Annotated in this window: 21 protein-coding genes and 1 tRNA gene; 1 reads left to right on the top strand and 21 read right to left on the bottom strand. The window is 37.0% G+C overall.

Annotated features, from left to right (window positions below):
• Positions 1–2 precede the first annotated feature (2 nt).
• The 13 genes from pabC to spoIIE form a co-directional block, all read right to left on the bottom strand.
• Entirely contained in the window at positions 3–857 is an 855-nt protein-coding gene (gene pabC / locus KDN24_RS00455; protein ID WP_409970731.1) for an aminodeoxychorismate lyase, read from the bottom strand.
• 51 nt (positions 858–908) lie between these two features.
• Positions 909–1,529 (bottom strand): aminodeoxychorismate/anthranilate synthase component II, encoded by a 621-nt coding sequence (gene pabA, locus KDN24_RS00450; protein WP_409970732.1) that lies wholly within the window; start codon positions 1,527–1,529, stop codon positions 909–911.
• A complete protein-coding gene (pabB, locus tag KDN24_RS00445) occupies positions 1,526–2,938 on the bottom strand; it encodes an aminodeoxychorismate synthase, component I (RefSeq protein ID WP_409970733.1) in 1,413 nt (470 codons plus the stop codon). Before pabB ends, pabA begins: the two co-directional genes overlap by 4 nt.
• Before the next feature lie 199 nt (positions 2,939–3,137).
• Positions 3,138–4,067: a cysteine synthase A gene (gene cysK / locus KDN24_RS00440; protein WP_409970734.1), complete on the bottom strand. Its 930-nt coding sequence runs from the start codon at positions 4,065–4,067 to the stop codon at positions 3,138–3,140.
• Between the two features lie 611 nt (positions 4,068–4,678).
• Positions 4,679–5,560, bottom strand: a complete 882-nt coding sequence (locus KDN24_RS00435; protein ID WP_491348250.1) for a peptidyl-prolyl cis-trans isomerase — start codon at positions 5,558–5,560, stop codon at positions 4,679–4,681.
• Between the two features lie 13 nt (positions 5,561–5,573).
• Positions 5,574–6,452: an Hsp33 family molecular chaperone HslO gene (gene hslO / locus KDN24_RS00430; RefSeq protein ID WP_409970736.1), complete on the bottom strand. Its 879-nt coding sequence runs from the start codon at positions 6,450–6,452 to the stop codon at positions 5,574–5,576.
• A gap of 37 nt (positions 6,453–6,489) precedes the next feature.
• A complete protein-coding gene (locus tag KDN24_RS00425) occupies positions 6,490–7,260 on the bottom strand; it encodes a type III pantothenate kinase (protein ID WP_525931266.1) in 771 nt (256 codons plus the stop codon).
• A 148-nt stretch (positions 7,261–7,408) separates the two neighbouring features.
• A complete protein-coding gene (gene ftsH / locus KDN24_RS00420) occupies positions 7,409–9,403 on the bottom strand; it encodes an ATP-dependent zinc metalloprotease FtsH (RefSeq protein WP_491348249.1) in 1,995 nt (664 codons plus the stop codon).
• A 147-nt stretch (positions 9,404–9,550) separates the two neighbouring features.
• On the bottom strand, positions 9,551–10,096 hold the full coding sequence (gene hpt, locus KDN24_RS00415; protein ID WP_409970739.1) for a hypoxanthine phosphoribosyltransferase: 546 nt from the start codon (positions 10,094–10,096) through the stop codon (positions 9,551–9,553).
• On the bottom strand, positions 10,086–11,507 hold the full coding sequence (gene tilS, locus KDN24_RS00410) for a tRNA lysidine(34) synthetase TilS (RefSeq protein WP_409970740.1): 1,422 nt from the start codon (positions 11,505–11,507) through the stop codon (positions 10,086–10,088). Before tilS ends, hpt begins: the two co-directional genes overlap by 11 nt.
• Before the next feature lie 145 nt (positions 11,508–11,652).
• Positions 11,653–12,636: a serine/threonine protein kinase PrkT gene (prkT, locus tag KDN24_RS00405; protein ID WP_409970781.1), complete on the bottom strand. Its 984-nt coding sequence runs from the start codon at positions 12,634–12,636 to the stop codon at positions 11,653–11,655.
• Entirely contained in the window at positions 12,605–13,342 is a 738-nt protein-coding gene (locus tag KDN24_RS00400) for a vWA domain-containing protein (protein ID WP_409970741.1), read from the bottom strand. Before KDN24_RS00400 ends, prkT begins: the two co-directional genes overlap by 32 nt.
• 101 nt (positions 13,343–13,443) lie before the next feature.
• Positions 13,444–15,927, bottom strand: coding sequence for a stage II sporulation protein E (gene spoIIE, locus KDN24_RS00395; RefSeq protein ID WP_409970742.1), 2,484 nt, complete (start codon positions 15,925–15,927; stop codon positions 13,444–13,446).
• A 270-nt stretch (positions 15,928–16,197) separates the two neighbouring features.
• On the opposite strand from spoIIE, the gene KDN24_RS00390 reads away from it, so the two are divergent.
• Positions 16,198–16,271: transfer RNA gene (locus tag KDN24_RS00390), tRNA-Met, on the top strand.
• A gap of 140 nt (positions 16,272–16,411) precedes the next feature.
• On the opposite strand, the gene KDN24_RS00385 is transcribed toward KDN24_RS00390, so the two are convergent.
• From KDN24_RS00385 to KDN24_RS00350, 8 genes are all read right to left on the bottom strand, one after another.
• The gene (locus tag KDN24_RS00385; protein ID WP_409970743.1) at positions 16,412–16,888 is read right to left on the bottom strand and encodes a S1 domain-containing RNA-binding protein; all 477 of its coding nucleotides are present in this window, start codon (positions 16,886–16,888) and stop codon (positions 16,412–16,414) included.
• An 87-nt stretch (positions 16,889–16,975) separates the two neighbouring features.
• A complete protein-coding gene (locus KDN24_RS00380; RefSeq protein ID WP_409970744.1) occupies positions 16,976–17,383 on the bottom strand; it encodes an FtsB family cell division protein in 408 nt (135 codons plus the stop codon).
• Between the two features lie 13 nt (positions 17,384–17,396).
• Entirely contained in the window at positions 17,397–18,029 is a 633-nt protein-coding gene (gene yabQ, locus KDN24_RS00375) for a spore cortex biosynthesis protein YabQ (RefSeq protein ID WP_409970745.1), read from the bottom strand.
• Positions 18,026–18,328, bottom strand: a complete 303-nt coding sequence (gene yabP, locus KDN24_RS00370) for a sporulation protein YabP (RefSeq protein WP_409970746.1) — start codon at positions 18,326–18,328, stop codon at positions 18,026–18,028. Before yabP ends, yabQ begins: the two co-directional genes overlap by 4 nt.
• A gap of 78 nt (positions 18,329–18,406) precedes the next feature.
• Entirely contained in the window at positions 18,407–18,673 is a 267-nt protein-coding gene (locus tag KDN24_RS00365) for an RNA-binding S4 domain-containing protein (RefSeq protein ID WP_409970747.1), read from the bottom strand.
• Entirely contained in the window at positions 18,673–20,136 is a 1,464-nt protein-coding gene (gene yabN, locus KDN24_RS00360; RefSeq protein ID WP_409970748.1) for a bifunctional methyltransferase/pyrophosphohydrolase YabN, read from the bottom strand. Before yabN ends, KDN24_RS00365 begins: the two co-directional genes overlap by 1 nt.
• Positions 20,123–21,736, bottom strand: a complete 1,614-nt coding sequence (locus tag KDN24_RS00355; protein ID WP_409970782.1) for a putative polysaccharide biosynthesis protein — start codon at positions 21,734–21,736, stop codon at positions 20,123–20,125. Before KDN24_RS00355 ends, yabN begins: the two co-directional genes overlap by 14 nt.
• A 363-nt stretch (positions 21,737–22,099) precedes the next feature.
• Positions 22,100–23,371 carry a helix-turn-helix domain-containing protein gene (locus KDN24_RS00350; protein WP_409970749.1) on the bottom strand — a complete coding sequence of 424 codons (1,272 nt, stop codon included), beginning with the start codon at positions 23,369–23,371 and terminating at the stop codon, positions 22,100–22,102.
• Positions 23,372–23,758: the final 387 nt, after the last annotated feature.

The following is a 23,758-nucleotide window of genomic DNA, read 5'->3' as shown; positions in this document are numbered from 1 at the left end:
CACTAAATTTCCTTTCTGCTCCATATTGCATCAGTATAATTTCGATATTGCTGCTTGAGAACATTTACTACTTCACCGTTGTTCCCTGGCTTACTTATTCCATCTATCTTGACAATTGGGATGATCTCCTGAATGGAATTTGTTACGAAAATCTCGTCTGCCTCCATTACAGAATCTCTGAGAAAAAATCCTTCTTGAATGTCCATCCCATTTTTACGAGCGAGCTTCATAACAAACTGTCTTGTAATTCCATTTAAAATTCCTGTGTCTATCGTAGGTGTATACAAGACATTGTCTTTTATCCAAAATAAATTAGAGACGACCCCTTCAGCTAAATAGCCTTCCGTTGTAAGAAAAATACCTTCATAGTCAGGCTTATCACCTATTTCTCTTTTGGCTAAAATATTGTTTAGATAATGATGTGACTTAAGCCGCTCATATCCCTCAGGAGTATTGCGCTTTATATTTAAAATCACCGCTGTCTTTTCTAGAGTGTTCATTTGCGGCAGTGATTTTGCAAAAATCATCAGATTAGGCTCCACATAAGGAGTTGTTTGCAAGCCAATTTCGCCTATCCCAGCAGATATATTTAATCGGATGTAGGCATCTGTTAAATTGTTCTTTTCGATCAAGATCGAGAGTGGAGAAAGGATTTTCTCTCTCGTATATTGCACTTGAATATTCAATGCTTTTAAACCGTTGTTTAGCCGCTCCAAATGATCATCAAGCAAGAAAGGATGCCCATTATACACCCGAAAGGTCTCAAAAAGCCCCATTCCATAAAGAAAACCATGATCAAAAGGTGAGATAACAGCTTCTTCCTTCTTTACAACTTCTCCATTTAAATAGACAAACAAATTGTATCTCCCCTTATTTTCAAAGCCTGTAGTCATGTTACTTATAGTCAATTAAATTTGGGGTGCCTTAGCTTCCTGAAGCAAGGTCGGATTGTCTGTTAATTTGCAATAGTGGTTCAAGAAATTATTTAGTAAATCCTTACCCGCTGTTGTCATGATCGATTCAGGATGAAATTGAACACCCTCAATCGGCATCTCTTTATGACGAACCGCCATTATTTCTCCTTCTGCTGTCCAAGCTGACACTTCTAAGCAGGATGGGAGCGTTTCTTTTTTTACAATTAAAGAATGATAACGTGTTGCAGGAAATGGGTTTGGTAACCCGTGAAAAATGGTTTTGCCATCATGATAAATGTCTGATGTTTTTCCATGCATTAATCGCTCAGCTTGAACGACATCTCCACCAAAAACTTGTGCAATGGCTTGATGCCCAAGACAAACTCCGAATAAAGGAATCGCTCCCGCAAATTCTTTTATAGCCTCAAGACTAATACCTGCTTCATTCGGACTTTTTGGCCCAGGGGAGATCATTAAAAACTTCGGCTTCAATTGGTTGATTTCTGCAAGTGATGTTTCATCATTGCGCTTAACGATTAATTCCTCACCTAATTCGCCAAGATATTGAACAAGATTATATGTAAATGAATCATAGTTATCAATCATAAAGATCATCGAACATCACCTGCTTTCTCCTCAGCTAGTTCCTTCGCTTTCCATAAAGCTATCGCTTTCTTTAGTGATTCTTCATATTCATTTTTCGGATTTGAATCAATGACAATCCCCGCTCCTGCTTGTACATGTGCTTTTCCATCCTTCACAAGCATTGTCCGAATAATGATATTTAATTCTAAATCTCCATTAAAACCAATCCAACCTAATGAGCCTGTATATGGTCCTCTCGTAACTGGCTCAAGCTCCTCAATAATCTCCATTGTCCTAACCTTTGGTGCACCAGTAATGGTCCCACCCGGAAAAACAGCATCAATTAAATCAATACTATCTTTATCATCTGCTATTTTCCCTTGAACATTAGAAACGATATGCATAACATGGGAGTATTTCTCGATCACCATAAACTCATTTACGTTGACTGTCCCGTATTCACATACTCGGCCAAGATCGTTTCTTTCTAAATCGACAAGCATAACATGCTCTGCACGCTCTTTTTCATTTTCTATCAATTCATTTGCAAGCTTTAAATCCTCATCTTCATCCTTCCCACGTGAACGTGTTCCAGCGATCGGACGAGTGCTAACCTCATTCCCTTTTTTCTTGATCAATAACTCAGGAGAACCGCTCACAAGTTGATATTGTGGTGTATGAAAATAGCCCATATATGGCGACGGATTTAATACTCTAAGCTGTTCATAAACATCCAATGCTTCCACATGAATTGGCTTGCTTTGGCGAACGGATAAATTAACTTGAAAAACATCCCCTTGTGAAATATAATGCTGTACCTTTTCAACCGCTTGAATAAAATGCTCCTCATCTAAGGACACGTCTAATTGGTTGTCTATTTTCAACACAGCTTTTGACTTAATGACGGGATATTCCTTCGTCCAAGCCACTTCCCATTCATCTGCTCTTTTTTCCATGAGTTGTTCTTCATTTTCTTTATGAAGGAACATGAACCATAACACTTCTTCCTCATGATCAAAAACAAACCATTCCTTATAAAATAAAAAATGAATATCCGGAATTTGAAGATCATCCTTTGCTAAATCAGGCAGAAGCTCAATATAGCGACCGTAATCATAACTAATAAAGCCGATCGCTCCACCTTGAAAATCAGGCAGATCTTCTCTTCTTTCAACTTCATATTGGTTAAGCCAATTTTTCATTAAATATAGAGGGTTACCTTCTTCTACTTGTTTTCCATTAGCATGAATAACTTCTAAACTTGAGTTTTTTCCAATCAACTCCACTTCATGCTCAAAAGCTGCAATGCTGTAGCGACCACCTCGTCCACTTTCCAATAAGACATGATGGTTTCTCTCTCCTGCAAGCTGACGATATTGCAAAAAAAACTGATGATAAGAAAAAGGAATCTTTTTAGCATGTATTTTAAATCGTTCCATAGGAATATCACCTCTAATCATTTCTCTTTTTTATCATACATGAAGATAGAGCTGCTTTCATTTTTTATGTAAAAAAAATAAGCAACATCCATATTGAAAATGTTCCTTATAGAATAGACGGTTAAAAAGTCGTTCTATAAAACATTTTATATGAGACTGTTGCTTATCAATGTCTAGCTTCTACCATGCATTTGCTATTTTACTCTGTTTCAAATTGATATAAAGGTGTACTTAAGTAGCGCTCACCGTTACTCGGAATGATAGCAAGAACTTTTTTTCCTTTTCCAAGCTCTTTCGCTACTTTTAAAGCCGCAGAAATGGCTGCGCCTGAAGAAATCCCACCAAGAATTCCTTCTTCTTTCGCTGCCCTACGTGCATATTCAAATGCTTCATCATTCGTAATTTTAATAATTCCATCGTAAATTTCCGTATTAAGAACTTTTGGAACAAACCCAGCTCCAATTCCTTGGATTTTATGTGGACCTGGTTTCCCACCTGAAAGGACAGGAGAGTCTGTTGGCTCTACCGCATAAATTTTTATATTCTCATACTTTTCACGTAGAACTTCACCTGCACCTGTAATCGTTCCGCCTGTGCCTACTCCAGAAATAAACGCATCAAGCTGGTCACCCATTTGCTCCGTAATTTCCTTACCTGTCGTGCGGCGATGAGTCTCTGGGTTAGAAAGATTATTAAATTGTTGCGGCATGAAATAGCCATGTTCATTTGCTAGCTCCTCAGCTTTACGGATAGCCCCACCCATTCCTTCTGGTCCTGGTGTTAAAACAAGATCAGCTCCATATGCACGAAGTAAGTTTCGGCGTTCCAAGCTCATCGTTTCTGGCATAACAAGAATCGTTTTATACCCTTTCGCTGCTGCAATCATCGCAAGGCCAATCCCGGTATTGCCGCTTGTCGGTTCAATAATTGTAGCTCCTTGTTTTAAATCGCAACTTTCTTCTGCTGCTTCTATCATTGCAAGTGCAATCCGATCCTTTACACTGCTTCCTGGGTTCATATATTCTAGTTTTAAGTATATGTCTGCACTATTTTCATCTACAAGTCGATTAAGTTTAACAATTGGCGTTTGCCCTACTAGTTCTGCAATTGAATTTGCTACGCGTGACATCTATCCCCACTCCTTATTCCGAGTATTTATATTGGTTTAATTAAAATTTAACAACTATCGCCTACAATGTCAATTATTTTATCTGTAAAATTGCCTTATTTTACAAATATTCATCCTTTCGCCCAATTAGTCGCAGATTAACGGGCTGTAGGACTCCCACTATAGGATTTTGAGGAAACGGAAATTTCTAAGTAGGGGATGGGAGAAACCCCCTCTGATTGAAGGTTCGCTTTATAACTTACCCACTTCTAGTCATTCATAATCATCGATTAGTATAGCCCTATTTTCTATTTTTATCGGCTTACTAATTGTTCTGTTTTTACATTATGTTAAAGAAAATTATGAGTATATATAAGAACATCTTTACGAAAAAAGAGCTATCCGATAAGTATCATTTACTTACAGGATAGCGCTTGCATTCTTTAAAAGATAAGAAAGTATAAAATTTTTGAAGTTAGAGAACTGTCTAGCTCCAGCGCCTAGCGACGTACGAACTTCCTTCCCCCCTCCTACGATAAGTCAACATCGACTCGCTTCACTCATCGTGTTTCCTTTATCTCGTCAGGGTCAGTCCAGTTCGTACGTCGCTGACCAAGGCGCTTGCGCTTTTCTTATTGTGCTTCTGTCTTTCCATAAAACCAATCAACATCTGCTTCGTTCCAAAGTGACTTAGCTGAGACTGGTGTATCCATTTGTGCTAAAGCAATTTGACGACGAATTTGATCCTTTACTTCTTTAAAGGAATATTCTTTACCTTTGACAAATTCGTGAAGCATTATAATTACATAGTCATCTCCGAACTTGATTGGGCCACTCCATTTACCTTGTTTTAGTTTCTTAATTTGTTTGAAAACTTCTTCAGAGTAATGCTCACTTTTTTCGTTTATGTACCCTGCGTCTCCGCCTTGATGGGCTGTAAACTCATCGATAGAGCGCTCCATTGCTAAAACGGAAAAATTAGACCCTTGCTCTAATTCCTTTACTGTTTGCTCTGCTTCTTTTTTTGTTTTCACAACGATTTGGGAAATATGATAAGAATCAGGCAAAATAAATTGGCTTTTATTTTGTTCATAATAGCTTTTAATTTCTTGCTCAGAAACATTTGCATCTTTCGTAAGTAATTCCTCTAAAATTAAACTATTTTTTATTTGCGCCAGCCATTTTTCTTCATCAGCTAATTGATAGCCACCCGCACTACCATACATCGTCTTGATCATTTTTAACTCTCGTTCAACTGCTTTATTCGAGATTTTTATTCCATATTTTTTCCCCGACGTTTCAATTACTTTTTGATCCACTAGCTCACTTAAAACTTCTTTCCCATACCTTGACTCCATCTCATTGAGCCAGTCCTGCCTCGTAATCTTTTCTTTCCCTACTGTTGCAACCGTCTCACTATTTCCCGTATTTCCTTTTGTTAAGAAGAAGGCAATCGTTAAAATATTTAATAGAATCAGACCGGCAATAATGATTAAAAGCTTATCTTTTTTCAAAATAGGCTCCCCTCTACTTTGCAGCTTGTTTTAATTCCTCAAGCTCTTCTTTCGTGTATCGGTAAAATTCGTTGCAGAAATGACATTGCGCCTCTGCTTTCCCATCCGTATCAATCATATCCTGAATTTCCTCCGCCCCAAGACTTACGATCGCATTAGCAAACCGTTCCTTTGAGCAAGTGCATGTAAAAGCAACAGGCAGCCTTTCTAATATTTTTACATTATCTTTTCCTAGTAACTCCTGCAATAACTCTTCAGGTGTTAATCCATCTTGTATCAATTTAGAGACAGGCGGGATTTTCCCTAATCTATTTTCAATTTCTGTAATCACTTCATCATCTGTACCAGGCATTAACTGTAAAATAAATCCTCCAGCTGCTAGTATTGAGTTATCAGGATTTACGAGGACGCCAACACCAACTGAAGCTGGTGTTTGTTCAGAGGTGACAAAATAATAAGTAAAGTCCTCTCCTAACTCACCTGATACGATTGGAACCTGTCCTGTAAAATGGTCTCTCATCCCTATATCTTTCACAACCGTTAATGTTCCATCTGTTCCTACCGCACGTCTTACATCAAGCTTTCCTTGCTCATTTAAATCAAAGTGAGTTTGCGGATTTGTCACGTAGCCTCTTACTTCACCCTTTGCATTACTATCAACTAATATGGCTCCTATCGGGCCACCGCCCTCAATTTTGACTGTAAGCTTTTCTTCACCTTTTAACATCGCACCCATCATAACTGCAGCGGACATGGATCTTCCAAGTGTTGCAGAAGCAGTCGGCCATGTGTGATGTTTTTTTTGGGCTTCGCCAACCGTTTCCGTTGTACGAACCGCATATGCACGTATTTGTCCATCAAACGCGAGTGCTTTTACTAAATAATCGTTCATTCATAAACTCCTTCCATCGTCCAATTATTTATTACATTTATTCTTCTGTATTCCGTTTATAAATAAGCTGTAAACCTTTCAAAGTCAAAAACGGATCAACAACGTCAACAACGTTTGATTCCTTTGCGATCAAGCTTGCTAGTCCTCCAGTCGCAATAACCATTGGATTTTCATTTGCTTGTGCTTTCATCCTTTTTACAATACCCTCTACTTGGCCAACATACCCATATAATATTCCTGCTTGCATAGCTGCAACTGTGTTTTTGCCAATAATATTATCTGGACGTGCTATTTCGATTCTTGGCAGCTTAGCAGCTTTTGAATATAACGCTTCAGTGGAAATTCCAATTCCAGGAGCTATTGCACCACCCATATATTGTTTCTTCTCATTCACATAACAATACGTTGTTGCTGTTCCAAAATCTACAATAATTAACGGACTCCCGTAATCATGGATGGCTGCAATTGCATTTACAATTCTATCAGCGCCAACCTCTCTAGGGTTTTCATACTTTATATTCAGCCCCGTCTTTATTCCAGGTCCAACAATTAAAGGCTTAATATGGAAATATTTATCGCACATTCTCTCAAGTGCGGTCATAATCGGCGGTACGACAGAAGAAATAATCAGCCCATTTATATCAGAAAATGAGAGATTCACATGTTCGAATAAAGATTTAATTAACATGCCATATTCATCTTCTGTTTTATTGCGGTTTGTCTCAATTCTCCAATGGTGCTTAAGCTTATCACCATCATAAACACCTAATACCATATTTGTATTTCCAATATCAAAAACAAAAATCAATCTTCTCACCACTTTGTCTTTAAGTTTCATTGTGAACGATATTGTTTGGCCTAAAAAATATCATAACATATCTCGCTAGCGATCGTATAATCGGAAAACGCGATACAAAAAAGCGCTCAAATATGAGCGCTTTTATAATCGTTTTATCTTATTCCTTACGTTCTTCATCAATTGCCGGCGGGTTTACTTCCTCAGCAGGAGTTGAATTCTCTCTTGCTTCAGGAATATCTCCACTTACACTTTCTTCATCTTCTTTTTTAATGTTAATATTTACTTTTACTTCATCAGAAGATTTTTCTTTAGCAGTTGGGCGATCTGGCAATTTGCCATGCTCCATTAAGTTCTTAATTTGCTCTGCATCTAAAGTTTCTATTTCAAGAAGTGTGTTTGCAATCAAATCAAGTTTGTCGCGATTTTCAGTAAGAACGGTTTTTGCTTTTTCATAGCATTCTTTAATAATGCGTTGAATTTCTAAGTCAATCTCATAAGCAATGGCGTCAGAATAATTCTGATCATTATTGAAATCCCTTCCAAGGAACACTTGACCACCTTGTGACTGACCAAATTGTAATGGGCCGAGTTTATCACTCATTCCAAATTCAGTTACCATTCTTCGAGCAATTCCAGTTGCCCGTTGGAAGTCATTATGTGCACCAGTACTTACTTCCCCGAAAACAACTTCTTCCGCTACACGTCCACCAAGCAAACCAACAATTTTGTCAAGAAGCTCTGGCTTTGTCATGAAGAATCTGTCTTCTTTCGGAAGCATGACGGCATATCCTCCCGCTTGGCCACGAGGAACGATGGTTACCTTATGCACCATTTCGGCATCTTCCAGAACGGCACCGATAACGGTATGACCAGCTTCATGGAAAGCAACAATATTTCTTTCCTTCTTAGAAATGACGCGGCTTTTCTTCGCAGGGCCAGCAATAACGCGGTCTGAAGCCTCATCTAAATCTTCCATATCAATCTTTTTCTTATCTCTACGGGCTGCTACTAGAGCTGCCTCATTCAATAAGTTTTCTAAATCAGCGCCAGAGAAACCTGGTGTACGCTGAGCAATGGCTTTTAAGTTAACACTTTCATCTAAAGGCTTATTACGAGCATGTACTTTAAGTACAGCCTCACGGCCAATTACATCTGGGCGATCAACTGTAATTTGACGGTCAAAACGTCCCGGGCGTAATAACGCAGGGTCAAGAATATCTGGACGGTTTGTTGCAGCTATAATGATAATCCCTTCATTAGCACCGAATCCATCCATTTCAACTAGCAATTGGTTTAGTGTTTGTTCACGCTCATCGTGGCCGCCACCTAATCCAGCACCACGCTGACGTCCAACAGCATCAATTTCATCGATGAAAATAATACAAGGTGCATTCTTCTTCGCATTTTCAAATAAATCACGAACACGAGATGCCCCAACACCGACAAACATTTCAACAAAATCCGAACCACTAATAGAGAAGAATGGTACCCCAGCTTCACCAGCAGCAGCGCGTGCTAACAATGTTTTACCAGTTCCTGGAGGACCTACTAATAAAACACCTTTCGGAATTCTTGCTCCTAACTCCGAAAACTTTCTTGGGTCCTTTAAGAATTCAACAACTTCCACAAGCTCTTGTTTCTCTTCATCAGCACCTGCTACATCTTTAAAACGAACTTTCTTTTTACTTTCGTCATAAAGCTTAGCTTTACTCTTACCGAAATTCATTACACGGCCACCACCGCCTTGTGCTTGATTCATTAAGAAGAAGAACAAGAATAAAATAATGATAAACGGAATGATTGACGTAAAGAACGTAACCCACCCGCTTGTTTCTTTAGCAGGTTCAATCTTAACTATCGACTTTTGCAGAGCTGCATGATCAATACGATCAATAATCTTATCACTATTCATAATGTAAGTTATAAAAAACTTACCTTCATCGTAGCTTTTAAGCTGGCCACGAACTTCATAAACGCCTCTTTCAGGCTGTAAAGAAACAGATTTAACTTCACCTTTTTCTAAATAACCAACAAATTCATTGTATGAAATTTGTTCCGTCGGTTCATTGTTGCCATTAAAAAAGCTGACAACACCGATTATTACTAAAAATATTAATAAATAAAAGATGGTATTACGGAAGATCCGATTCATCCCTTACCTCCTCCCACTGTCAACAAACTATAATGTATAGTAGCACAGGAAATCGTGCTAGTTCAAGGATTTACACTTTTTAAAACAATTGTATTGGATGCGATAAATATAGCCCTTCCACAGATTATTCATAAAGAAGCTTTTCGGTTATTCCTTATTGCTATAAACCTCTGGCTTAAGAACCCCAATATAAGGGAGATTACGATACTTTTCTGCGTAATCAAGGCCATAACCAACTACGAATTCATCAGGGACGATAAAACCTACATAATCAGCGCTAATTTTTGCCTTCCGACCTGTCGGCTTATCCAGTAAAGTCACAATTTTGATGGACTTTGCTTTTCGATAGCGGAATAATTCCACTAAATAGCTTAAAGTTAAGCCACTATCAATAATATCTTCAATAATTAAAATATCTCTTCCTTCAACAGAAGTGTCAAGGTCCTTAACAATTTTAACTTCTCCTGATGAAACTGTTGAGCTACCATAGCTTGAAACATCCATGAAATCCATTTCTAGATAAGTATCGACTCGTTTCAATAAATCGCTCATAAATGGCATTGCCCCTTTTAATACTCCGATCACAAGCGGAAAACGTTCTTTATATTCCTCTGTGAGCTCAGCGGCAAGGGTTTTAATTTTTTCTTGGATTTCCTCTTCGCTTATCAAAATTTCTTTAATATCATTTTTCATTTAGTGTGCCCCCTAGAAGATCATTGCTCTTTATGTACGTTAACAAAATATAGCTTGAGTTAGACTTTTGCCTAACTGTATGATTAAACTTTTTCAGCCCAGGCACCCAAAGAATTTGACCCTTGCTATCAGTGACAATTGGCCATTCCTTTCGCTCAAGCAAAGGTACCTTCCTATCAATAAAAATATCTTTCACCTTTTTCGTTCCTTCCATTCCTTGCAATGACATGCGATCTCCTTCTTGCCTCGTTCTAATTACAAGAGGAAGACTAACCTCCTCACGATTTAAGAGAAGAGTATGAGCAGAGGAACGATAATTAGAGCTATTCGTAAACTCCATAATCATTGTCCACCCGTTTTGCAGCTCGATTTTTCCTTGTTTAGCCAACTCAAAACGGTAGGTCTGTACAGCTTGACGATGAAAAAAGAAAGAACATTTCTCATATGAACGTACAATATTTAAACCGTTTGGGAAATTTAACGAACCAGATGGGTGAGGACTATTCATTAACGAAATTAAATGCTCAATATGTAAAACAGATAAAGAAGAAGGTTTTTTCTTATAAAGATAGTTTAATATTAGTTGAATACCTCTCCTTTGTAAAGGCATTGGAATTACAAGAAAACCATTAATATTTAATACGATTTCCTCAGCACTTTTCTTCTCTATTACCATATTCATTTTTTCGACTGTCAATTCAAGTAAAAAGGCCTCATCATCCTTAATTTCCTCGCTAAACCGTTGGAAATGCTCATGAACTTGGGGATTTTCTTTTTTTAAAAAGGGCATAATTTCCTTCCGAAAACGATTGCGACTGTATATTCCCTTTTCATTACTCGGATCTCTTCTCGGTTCAAGCCCTTCAGCAATGCAATAATCTTCAATTTCCTGTCTACTTACACATAGAAATGGACGAATAATTTTTCCCTTGCCAAACGGTCTCATGAATGAGATTCCACCTCTAGCATCTCCTGAGCTTCCTCTCGTTAATCTCATGAGAATCGTTTCGACTTGATCATCTCCATGGTGACCTAAAGCAAGAAAGTCAGCATTATATTTAACCATCATTTCCTCAAAAAAAGCATATCTACATTCTCTTGAGGCAACCTGTACACTTTTCCCCGACTCTTTGATATATGCAGGGACGTCTATCTGCGTCATTTCGAAAGGGATATCTTTTTCCCTACAAAATTCCTTTACAAACTGCGACTCAGCGAAAGATTCCTCACCTCTAAACATATGATCAACATGAACAGCAATAATAGAAAGATGATTTTCTTGACTCTTGCACCATAAATAATGAAGAAGCGCTAATGAATCAGGACCTCCAGACACGCCGACTAATAGCTTTAATTGATTTAATTTTATCCCTTTTTGTTTCAAAAATACTCGAACTTTATCATCTAGCATGCTTCTCGCTTCTTCCTTCAGATAATTCATTTATTAATTAGATCATACCATGATTAATCTCACTATACCAAAGATGAAACGGAATTTTTGGGGGCATATCACTTCTCGCCTATTAAATAACCAGTTAAAACCTTCAGAGCGAGATTTACTGAATTTGACCATAAATATACAACATATAAAGGAAGGTAATGACGACAACAATGAAACTTGTTTCTAATACTCCCCATCTTTTTTTCCTCTTAACATACGTTCTTCGACTTAGTTTTGTTCCCTTTTTCCCTGCATTATTTGCATGGAAAGATGACTGTGGTTTTTTTTTGTCAGGTTCATTCATTGTAAGCATAAGCAAGGAGTCTCGCATTTCTTTCGCTGACCCATACTTCCCCTTTAGTGCCCGTAAAATGACTGGTTCATATTTTCGAAGTTGATTTTTTTGCCGAACCATAAGCTCGAGCTGCTGATAGTCGCCGGATGTCTTGCTAAAGCGCTTCGGATAAGCAATATTAATGACTATCATCGCAACAGCAAATAAATCATAGCTTACTTCCGCTTTTCTTGTCCCAAGCCCCCAATATCCTCGATCAAAAAATTCTGTAAACTCTTTTATTGCTCTTCCTTGAATCGTCGTTCCTCCTACATCTATACAACGGACTCGCGGTGGCGGGCCTGTGACGATAAGATTGTCTGGCTTAAGATCCCCGAATACCCAACCATTTTCATGGAGCTGTTGCAAATCACTTAAAAGCTGCAAAATAAGAACTTCTATCCAAGATGAACCTTTTTGTTCAATGAATGTCAATAAATCAGGACCTTGTATATACTCCATAGCATAAAAGGAAGTCATTCTCCCCTTTTGAAGCCAATCATCGACATCAAGCAAAGAAGGTCCGAGGCAATCGCCTTGGACCTTCGCAAAGGATTTGAGGACATTCACCTCTGAAGTTATATTCATCCCATTTTCACTCATTTTCAATGCCACATATTTATTGCCTAATTGAGCTAAATATACAATTCCGTTTGCCCCAAAGCCAAGTTCTCTTATAATTGTGTATCGATTGCCATGCCATTTTCCTTCAATTACTGTACCCGGATTTACCTTAAATAGATTCTTCAAAGTATGATTCATCATCACGGGAAAGCAGACTCCTTAACGATCTTTTTTTATTAAAGTAGGATAAAGCTTCTCGAATTGCAGGTCCTGTAGGGGTAATGCCACCAGTCGTTAATTTACTAAATATGCTTGTCAGCATTCCTAAATTAGGTGTCCAATCAAGGAGCTTTTCAACCTCTTGCTTTTTCCCTGGAAATACAAAGACAGAGAAACGATTCTCACCTGCCCGGGCATTTAAGCTTAATGATAAATTAAGAAGTGCTTCTTTAACTGTTGGAAGCTTTTGCTTCATACTTGCACTCGTATCAACTAAAATCAATACTTCTAAACTAGCCGTTTCTCCTAGCTCATCTACAACCTCCATTACTTCACCACGCTTTTCAGGTGGAAGGTCCTCAACAGTTTTGGAAGTGCCGAGAATTTGTTGAAGCTCTCGATTTATAACCCCTTGTAATGTTTGAGTCATCGCTTTTCTCGTTACCATCTGTACAGTATGTGCCAGCTGACTCGCATAGACAATTTCACTGACACCACCTCCTGACAAAGCGATTCCTTCTATTTCGTTCATGCTTTTTTCATCCATTGCGTCTTTTTCCATCACACCAATGACATTGACCGTAATTCCTTGCTCTTTTGCCAATGCCGCCATTGCAATTGGATCCTCACCTTGGTTTGAGTAGCCATCGGTTATTAATAAAATTTGCTTTAATGTCCCTGTCTTCATATAAAATCCCCTCCAGCTTCGTAATGTTATTACCATTTTCGACGTTAAAGAGGGGAATTATACATATTCTTTCGTTTATTTGGTTAAATTAATGGATTGTGTTAGTTGGCCTTATGAAGAAATTTATGAACAGGTATGGTCGACCATTTTGGGGTATTATGCATAATCTTCGAAACAACTACAGTCATATCATCCTCGATAAGACCTGATCTTGACCGAATAACTTCTTCCATAATCAAATCTGCTATTTCCTGAGGATGCTCTGTTTTTAATTCACTTATTTTCCTCTTCATCCATATATCAAAGTTTTCTACATGCTTCGGTCCTTCAAACACCCCGTCACTCATCATAATTAATAGATCGCCCGCCTTTAGCTGTTCACTTACAACTTCAACTTCAAAATCATGTAAAATGCCCATTGGTAAATTACTTGCTTCCACTTTAAGCACTTTATTACTTCTCTTAATAAAGCTTGGTGTCGACCCGATTTTTAGAAATTCAGCTCCGGCATTTTGCAAATCAATCATGACTAAATCCAAAGTTGAGAAGATTTCATCTGTCGTTCGTAGCGATAATACGGAATTGACGGATTTAATCGCAATATTTTCCTTAATTCCTGATTGCAATATTTTTTGTAAAAGCTGAAGGGTTTCCTTGCTTTCTACATGAGCCCGTTCGCCGTTGCCCATCCCATCACTTATAGCAATTGCATACTTTCCTCCTCCTAATTCTATCGTCGAAAAGCTATCACCAGATAAAAAACCCCCATCCTTTGCTGCGTGGGCAACTCCTGTTTCAACCGTGTAAGCTTTTGCTGAACGGAAGGTGACATGGCAGAAGCCGTTTGGATAAACTGAACATTCTTCTTTATCGACAACTATCGTTTCACCAAGAATATCTGAGAGCATCGGGGCGATTAATTTTTCGCACTCCCCATGTCCTTGACAATAAGGAATAGTCATATCAATATCGACATTTCTTTGTTCTAAGCTATATATTTCTACTTGTTCAATGTGAATTCCAAAGTCTTGAAGCGCTTCTAAAATTAACTCTTCCTGTTTATGATGATTTTCCCGCTCTCTTTGAATTTCCTTTGCAAAGTCACCCATCACCTCCGAAACGCCGAGCAATTGATCCGCTACTAATCTTCGACTTTCTTGTACTTGTTTTTTTAATTTTTGGTTTGCATGGTAAAAGGAGAGCTCCCGGCGAATAGCTTCGGTCACTTTCTTTGATTGGTTGCAGTGTTTTTCCCATTTACGCGTTAGTTTCAACGATAAAACTCCTTGATTATCTTCCATTTCATGCATGATTTCCTTCATATAGTCATAAGTTGTATTAAAGTTCCTTGCCCAACAGTGGTCTTTCTTAAAACACATTTGACATGTTTTCTCAGTAACATTACTTAAAAAATAATCAAATTCACGAGTCTCTTCGCCCTCCTCCCATCTAATTTGTTCATCGTAGGAAGAAAAGCTTTTTGATAGTGCTTGAAAAACAGTCGAAAATTGCGCCACCCTTTGAGCAGTGACGTCCCGCATTTTTCGCATATATAGCTGTTGTTCTTGGACATATTCAGGTGTTCCTGGAATATGTTTTGCTAGTTTTGATAGTAATGTCTGTGGAGTTAACAAAAATAAGAGGATAGCTGCAGCCGATTCCATGACTGTTTTGAGGAGATTTCCTCCTCCTTCTCCATACATACCAATTAATAGAGTTGCAATGATTAGTCCGATGGCAACACCAATCTTTTTTCCTTCTTTTAACAGTCCACCAAGAAGACCAGCAAATGCAAGTAAACTCATATGGTAGAAGCTTGATACGTTTGCAAGGCTAAAAATTAACCCTGTCACTACCCCAACAGTAGACCCAACGGTCGCGCCGGCAATAAAAGCAAAAAGCAAGACTAAATAGCGGGACATCACATGCTCAACAGAAATGTCATACACTGACCATCCGATTGTTCCAGTCATAACAGAGGCAAGCATAATAATTAAGCAAACAATTTCCTCCGTTTTTAATGTTTGCCTGCGTTTGCTGTATGATAAAAGTGGAAGGCTTTGAAGAAAAATAAGAGTGAGAATAAACCCAAGACTTGCTTCAACTCCAGCCATCATCCCATCATAAAGAGTTAGTTTATTTGTTAAAATAAAGCTTTCTAATATTTTCCCTGCTGCTAGCGTAAAAAAAACAAAAACAGGCAATGCCTTTATTTCATTACTAAGCCATTTTTTTGCAACTCGAAAAGCAAATAAAAATAAAAAAGCAGTTCCAAATACAGAGAAAGCATTTGTAATCGTTAAAGTAGCTGCTCCAGCGATCAAACCAATTAAGGCTAATGGAGCTTTATCTCTTCTACTAAAATAAACAGCTGCAAAAAATGGAAGACTGAAAGGAGTTAATTTTGCTAATATTAAGGCCCTCCCAAGTAAAAAACCAATCAATAATAGAAGGATGCCTTTTTGTATAAAAAAGACTTCCATCATAGATTGCAATTTTTTTACCCCTTTTGTGACATCCAGTTTTGGCTGATTAAAACGAACTTCTCCGACCGGTTCTATAACATTACCCTCTAGCTTTTCCACTTTCACTCAACTCCCCATTCCTTATTGTTCTGATCATTATAAAATTAGGAGAATTAGAAGTTTGTCAAAATAGGAGACAAGCTACTATTTTTCGTTCGACGGTTTTCCTGCTTAAATTCAAAAAGGAAACAAAATATTTACATTTAAAATACATTGACTTTCCTTTTAAAGCTTTGTATTATAGAATTTGTGCCTAAGGTATTCAATAGATTTTATCAAGCAGACTCGATAAAATAGAAGCACATATTCGTCTTTTACGAATATAATTTTGGCGGTGTAGCTCAGCTGGCTAGAGCGTACGGTTCATACCCGTAAGGTCGGGGGTTCGATCCCCTCCGCCGCTATATTGAAATGCGGAAGCGACTTGCTTCCGTTTTTTTATTGCAACAACAAAAAAAGACAAGCCATCAATAGACTTGTCTTTTTACTATGGGAATAATCAACGATAAACCATGCTCATATATATAATCAACAAAGCAGCAAGTTAACCTCGTCTAGCGCCTCTTCCCCCACGTTTTGATTCAGTATTGCGTTTTAATGATGACAGACGATCTTCACTATCCTTCAAGAAACGAGCCATTTTAGCTTCAAAGTTTTCTCTCGAAGGGCGATTATCATTCGTTCTGCCTTGACGTGGACGTTGAGATTGTGAATGTCCTCTAGACTCTCTTCTTTCGCCTCTTTCAGGTCGCTCTGGTCTTTCCGTTCTCTCAGGTCGTTCAGGTCGATCTTTTGCTTTTTTAATGGATAAACCAATCTTTCCATCTTTTTCAACATTAATGACCTTGACCTCGACCATGTCACCGACCTTCAAGTGATCATTAATATCCTTTACATAATTGTCTGCGACTTCACTAATATGCACCAGACCTGTTGAGCCTTCCGGTAACTCCACAAACGCTCCAAAATTTGTAATTCCTGTTACCTTTCCCTCTAACTTGCTGCCCACTTCGATTGACATAAAAAGAAACTGCCTCCTTGAGTGATATAAAAAAATCATACTTATACTATAGTATACCGAATTTAGAAAAAGAGTTCAATATAAGGTTTAGTCAGATGACTTTCCTTCACTCTCAGTTTTTTCCTTTTTATTTGGCAGACTAAAAATAATTTCATTATTTTCAGAGAGGAAATATTCCTTCCGAGCGAGCTTCGCAATATATTCATCGTCATTCAACTTCATAATTTCTTCCTCTAAAATCGCTTCTTCTTGTTGCAACTTTGCTAATTGATTCGTATATTTTTCTTTTTCTATTACTTTATCTGCAAGTGTAGAGGTTTGCGAAAGGATTGTTGAGATCATAAAAAAGGACATAGCAGCGGCAATAATAAAAAAGGCTGTTAATCTTCTATATAGTCGCTTTCTTTTTCTTCCTACATTCATTTCAGCTTCAGCTTGTTTCTTTACATAGCTTGTCTGCAATTGGGTAATATTTCGTTTTTTTACAGCACCCACTTCGCATCCCTCCTTACTTTTTATTTTTTTTCCATCGATTAATGAACTGATATAAGTAATTCTTTACATGACTTAATAATCCTGCTATTTTATTATATAATTTCTCGACGCTTTTTTTAAGACCTTTCGGCAAAAGTTTCCATATTAGGAAACTAATCCATTTGGCAGGTAGTAAAATAATCTTCAATACCCATATTACGGTCTTTAGAAGGGTTTTGAAAAGGGAAAAAAGTCCCTTTCCGACCATTACGATGAAAGAAATTATAAAAATAATGATACCACGAATTGGTTTATAAAGAACATAATGGAACATTTTCAACAAAAAGCGATAAATAGAGATTACCATCGAGATGATAATCTCAAGCAAGCGGATATATATCCCTTTAAATAAACTTTGATAACTTGCAAAACCGCATAGAAGGGCAATAAAAATATAAAATCTTAATTCACCGCGATTAACTAAAAATAAAACATAAAATATAGCTAATCCTTGTACAGTCCAAAAGAGAATATCATTAATAAACACAATCCAACGTTTTCGTTTTGCCCGCTTTAAAAAACGGTTATACGTATCAAGTGTTGCCCCGAATACAATTCCCATACCAATCATGGCTAGCATTGTAATAAATTGTGTAGGTAAGCTCATCGAAATAACTTGCCAAAGAAGCCTTTAGCTTTATCTCCATGCTGGTCATCGAGATAAACGAGATCGAAAATTTTCCCTTTAATCGAGACAACCCCTTTATCGACATCTAAATTTTTCATTTGCAAGTTTTGTCCTTTTATAGCAAGAAAGCCCATCACCGTATCTAAAAGAAACTCCTCATTATCAAAGCTTTCAACCTGTTTAACCCCAGTAATATCCAAAAGTCTTCTGCTGCGCATAATGACATCATGTTCCTGGACATTCGATTTTGCTGGATTTTTCTCATAATATTGACTCATCTTTCATCCCTCACAATCACAAAGTACAAGCTTTTTGTACATGTTTATGAATGGATGCAAGGAAATAGAACAAGCCTTTTATGCTTCTGCCTCGACCTTCTCTTCTTTCACAACGGTATACATTTCTGCAGCTTCTTCTTTCCTCGTCGTTTCTTGAAGACGATCAATCTTTACTGTCACTAGTTTTTGGCCAAATCGAATAACAAGTTCATCCCCGACTTTAACAGTCGTACTTGCCTTTGCCTGCTGGCCATTCACTGTAACTCTCCCTTGATCAGAAACCTCTTTTGCAAGAGTTCTTCTCTTTATTAATCTTGATACCTTTAAAAATTTATCTAATCTCATCATTTTGTTCTCCTCTCTAATTCCTTCGCTTCCTCCCAATATTCGTCTAACTGCTCTAATTGGAAGTCAGCAAAATCCTTTCCGCTCTCCTTGACCTTTTTTTCCACGTAAGAAAAACGACGTTTAAATTTCTCATTCGTTTGAAATAACGCTTCTTCAGCATTAATTTTATAAAAGCGCGCAATATTGACGAAAGCAAAAAGAATATCGCCGAATTCGATGATCATTTTGTCACTGTTTTTCTCTGCTTCCATTTCAAATTCTCGAATCTCTTCTTTTACTTTCTCCCAAGCTGGCTGAACTTCCTTCCAATCAAAGCCAACTTTTGCTGCTTTCTTCTGAATTTCTTCTGCTGCTATTAAATTTGGCAATGATTTGCCGATTCCATCAAGAAGCGATGTTTCAACCATTCCTTTTTCTTCTTGCTTAATCGCTTGCCAATTTCGCAAAACATCCGCTTCCGTATGTGCTTTAACATGACCGAACACATGTGGGTGACGACGGATCATTTTTTGAGATAGCCCTTCTATCACATCATCTATTGAAAAATAGCCGTTATCCTCACCAATTTGTGCATGTAGCAATACTTGTAGAAGGACGTCACCAAGTTCCTCAATCATATGGTCAATATCGTCTTCATTGATCGCCTCAATGAGCTCGTATGTTTCTTCAATTAAATATTTCTTAAGTGTTTCATGTGTTTGCTTCTTATCCCATGGACAGCCATTTGGACCTCGTAATTCAGCAATAATTTCTCTAAGCTTCGCAAACTTTTTATATAATAGTGTTTCATCTGTAACAGGTGGTACATAAATGGACGTTAAATTACTCAGCTCCATTTCACGATCAAGTTCAAATAATGGAACTTGTTGAATGCTCTCTTCCTTACTACCTGCAGCTGTTACAATATAAATGTCATAATCATATGGAAGCATTTCCATTAAGGTTAGCTTCACTTCAGAGGCGATAAACCGATCATACACTTGGCCAATAATAATATGATGTTTAAGCTCTATTTCTTCTTTCTTTAATGCAGTACCATCAAGAAGCTGAAAACCATCAATTGGATCAATTTTGAGCGATTGGAATAGTCCGTCAAGGAAGCTTTGCCCTCCTCCTATTTCAATTGAGACACTATGTTCTGTAGCCTGTTCAAGCAATAGCTGGACTGTACGCTCAGCAACAAGTGGATGTCCAGGAACTGCATAAGTAATATCCTCATTTGAGGCAGCTTCAAGCAAAAATATACAAATCTCTTCATAAACTTCTTCAAATTGATCATGTTTTTCATAAATCGCATCGAAGGATGTGAATGTCAGTCCCTCTTCTTCTAACTCCTTTACGACTGGATGCTCTTTTGTCCGTAAAAAGAGTGATTTGGCATTTTTTATTGCCCGATAAACACCGAGGGGAAGTTGAGCTGAATCTCCCGCTCCTAAACCGACAATTTTAATTTTCTTCATCGTTATTCCATCTCCTATTCCTTTTTGGCAGGAGCACCATTAGCTTACTCCCAAAAGGCAGCATTGCAATTTCCTCATTTTTAAACGTGTTACCTTTTAATACAATTAATAAATAGGTGAAGCCACCAAGCATTACAGCAGTTAACGCCTGAACACCTGCATTCAAACGCTCATGACCGAAAGTAAATATAAAACCCGTTATATATAAGTATGCCTTTAATACTATAAACATTGAAAGAGCTGCAATTCCAACTATCATCAAAAAACGGACTTCGAAAATAGATTTTTTCATATAGATTCGCAATCTCAATAATAGCAGGAGCATGATTAGACTTAGGGAAAGACATGATGCGATGGCAGCTCCCATCGTGCCAAATGCAGGGACAAGCATAATATTAAACATATATTTTGCTCCAAAACCGATGAGAATAATATTAGCAGGGAAAAGGATTATTCCAAGTCCTTGAAGAATTCCTGTCGTCGTAATAATGATGGAGCTTAATAATATCAACAAACTTAACACCGAAAGAACATCTGAACCGTCACTATTTTCAAATAGCAAAATATTCGTTTGTTTTATAATACTCCATAATCCTATTGTTGCACCAACACCGATAAGTAAGCCTATTCTAAGGGCCAAACTAATTTTTTCGTATATAAATTCAGCTTGCATGTTTATTTTTTCTCTTGTAATGATTGGTACAAGCGCTAATGACATAGATGTAGCGACAACTGTACCGAGCTGAATTAATGGCTGACCTCGATCATAAATACCTTTTATCACTTTAGCATCTAAAGTGCTATAACTAGATGAGATAAGAAGAGAATACAGATTTAATGAATCCGCCATTTGAATAAAGATAAGCAATAGACTGCTTACACAAATAGCAAAGCCTTGAATGAGGATCGCTTTCGTCATTCTCACACTCTCTTTAAAATCAAAGCTTACAAACGGTGTTGGCTCTGTCTTTCTCCGCATCCAAAACAAAGTTAAAATAAGCACAGCTACAATTCCGCCAGCAACTGCCCCAAATACCGCTCCACTACCAACTATATATAAATGATAACCATGCCTCGTAAGAAATATAGCTGCTACAAAAATCGTTAACACTCTAAAAAGCTGCTCCCCTACTTGTGAAACTGCTGTTGGAACCATATTGCCCTTCCCTTGAAAATAACCGCGTAGCAAAGAAACGATTGGGAAAATGAGAAATACGATCGAAATGACTTTTAACAGCGAGGCAAGCTGTGGATCATCCATTTTGGCTGCAAGCCAATCCGCTCCTAAATACAAAAACAAAAATCCTAGAAGGCCAATAAACGTTAAAATAATGGCTGCGATCATAAATAAATTTCCGACAGCCTGTTTATCCTTACGAGTTACTTGCTCAGCATACAGCTTAGAAATAACAACAGGGAAGCCCTGTGTTGACAATAGTAAGGCAACCCCGTAAAAAGGATATACTTGTTGATATATGTAAAATCCGACGTCACCAACAATATTTTGAAATGGCACTCGGTAAACAGCACTTAATATTTTCACTATAAGGGCAGCAATCGTTAATATAAATGCTCCCTTAAAAATATCTTTCGATTGCATTTCGGGCACAACAAGCCCATCTCCTTCCAATACGCCTGACTATTATTTACTCATTATGGACATTATTATATAGGTTTTCATCCTACTTTTATAGTTTAGCTACTATTCTAGATCTAGCAACGCAAATATTTTGCAGAAATTGCCCAGAAAAAAATAAGCGGGTGCATAAAAGTCAGCCTTTTATGCACCCGCTTATTTTTTTCTCCAAGCCAGTCCACCCTAAGATTTCATTCATGTCAATAAGTATCTAGCCAACACATCTTAGCTTAAATAATATCAATTGTATCAATGCTATCTGGCTGATATTCACCAGTAAGGACCCATACTAACAACACAACTGATAGTTTTACTAATTGTTTACGTTCATTCATACTTAACCCTCTCTTTCATACTTTTTATTGTTAATTCACTTTTATAGTATAAAGCTGCGCTTTTATACTTCTTCCTTTGAAAATAATAATCTCCTAATGACTTATTAATTCCTATTGCATCTTGGACAAAGCCCTTCTCTAAGAAAAATTCAAGACTTTTTTCTTTTAATTTCACAAAATGATCTTCTCGACCTTCTATTAATTCATTGTCTGCCTTTAATGATTGCAGTTTATGATTTTCATAATCACTTGAGATATACGTCGCGCACTTTTTTAATAGACTTTTGACTTGTGTTTGCTTATTTAATAATGTATACACTGAAATAATTTCAAAGATCGTTAATGCTACATTGGGCAGTTTATGTTTTTCTTTTAACTTTAAAGACTTATTAAATTCAGCAATGGCTAAATTTAATATTCCCTGGCTCTTATATAGGAGTCCTTTGTTGTGATAAGTCATAGCTACGATTTTGATTAGCTTTAATTGCTCAGCTAAATGCAATGCCTTATTTAAATGAGCAAGCGAATCTTCATATAAATTTACTTCAGAATATAATCCTCCTAAAAAGTTATTTAAGGCAACAACATTTTCCCAATGTCCACAATCCGTGTATCTTTCTAGGGAAATATCAGCATATTTCAAGGCTTTAAACAAATTTAATTTTTTATAATAAATAAGTGATAAATTATAATTAATACCCGCCTTAACTTGTTCAGACAAAGAGAGTTCGATTAGCTGATGGTAGTAATTAAGACTCGCGTCCAATTGATTGTTTCGATAATTCTTGATTCCCTTATAGTAAAAATAGATTTTTTTAAAATACTCTGGGGTTGTCTCTATCTGAATAAAAGAGCTAAGATCTGGGAAGTTTTCAGCTTCATTTAATTTAGCCTTTTCAAGTTTATTTGATTTATAATACAAGCAACCTACGAGAAGATAATAGCTTATCTCATAAAACAAATCTTCAAACTGACGAGGGATTGAATTAATCGTTTCGATCCCCTTTTCAACTGAAGAAATGATGTCATCCAATGCCTTTTCTAGAAGATTAATGAATTCCTTATTCATTTTTAATTCATTCATTAAAAAGGAAGGGGGGATTTCTAATCTTTTACTAAGCAAATGCAAGGTTTCAATAGAAACAGAGTATCTGCCACTTTCCAAATTACTAAGATGACTAACCGAGATAATGGCTTTCGCTAATTCCTTCTGGGAAACTCCTTTCTTTTTTCTTATAAAGAGAACTCTTCTTCCTATGTCCATATAACCAGTCCCCTTTCATAAGTTTATTCTACACATTAATTATTTACAATAGTTGGTAATTAGTCAAATTAATACTCATTTAAAATAAAAGCCTATTAAATGTCCTTTTTTAGATATGAATTTTGAAGTAATACAAAATCACAATCATCAAAACTTGATTAAAATGAAGAATTAACACGTATCTTTTGTTTTTAATCAGAAATATCATAATAATGAGAATAATATGATAATATATTTATAAATTAGGAGGTGATAGTAATGGCAGCTAACGGTGGAATCATTATAATTATTATTATTATTGAAGAGTAATCTGGGATTATTTTAAGTCAATAAAAGTTGTCTTAATTTTATAAGACAGCTTTTTTAAAATATACTTTGAAAAAAAAA

Source organism: Cytobacillus sp. Bva_UNVM-123 (assembly GCF_046351715.2).
Lineage (GTDB): Bacteria > Bacillota > Bacilli > Bacillales > Cytobacillaceae > Cytobacillus.
This window is presented reverse-complemented; position numbering and strand designations above follow the sequence as displayed.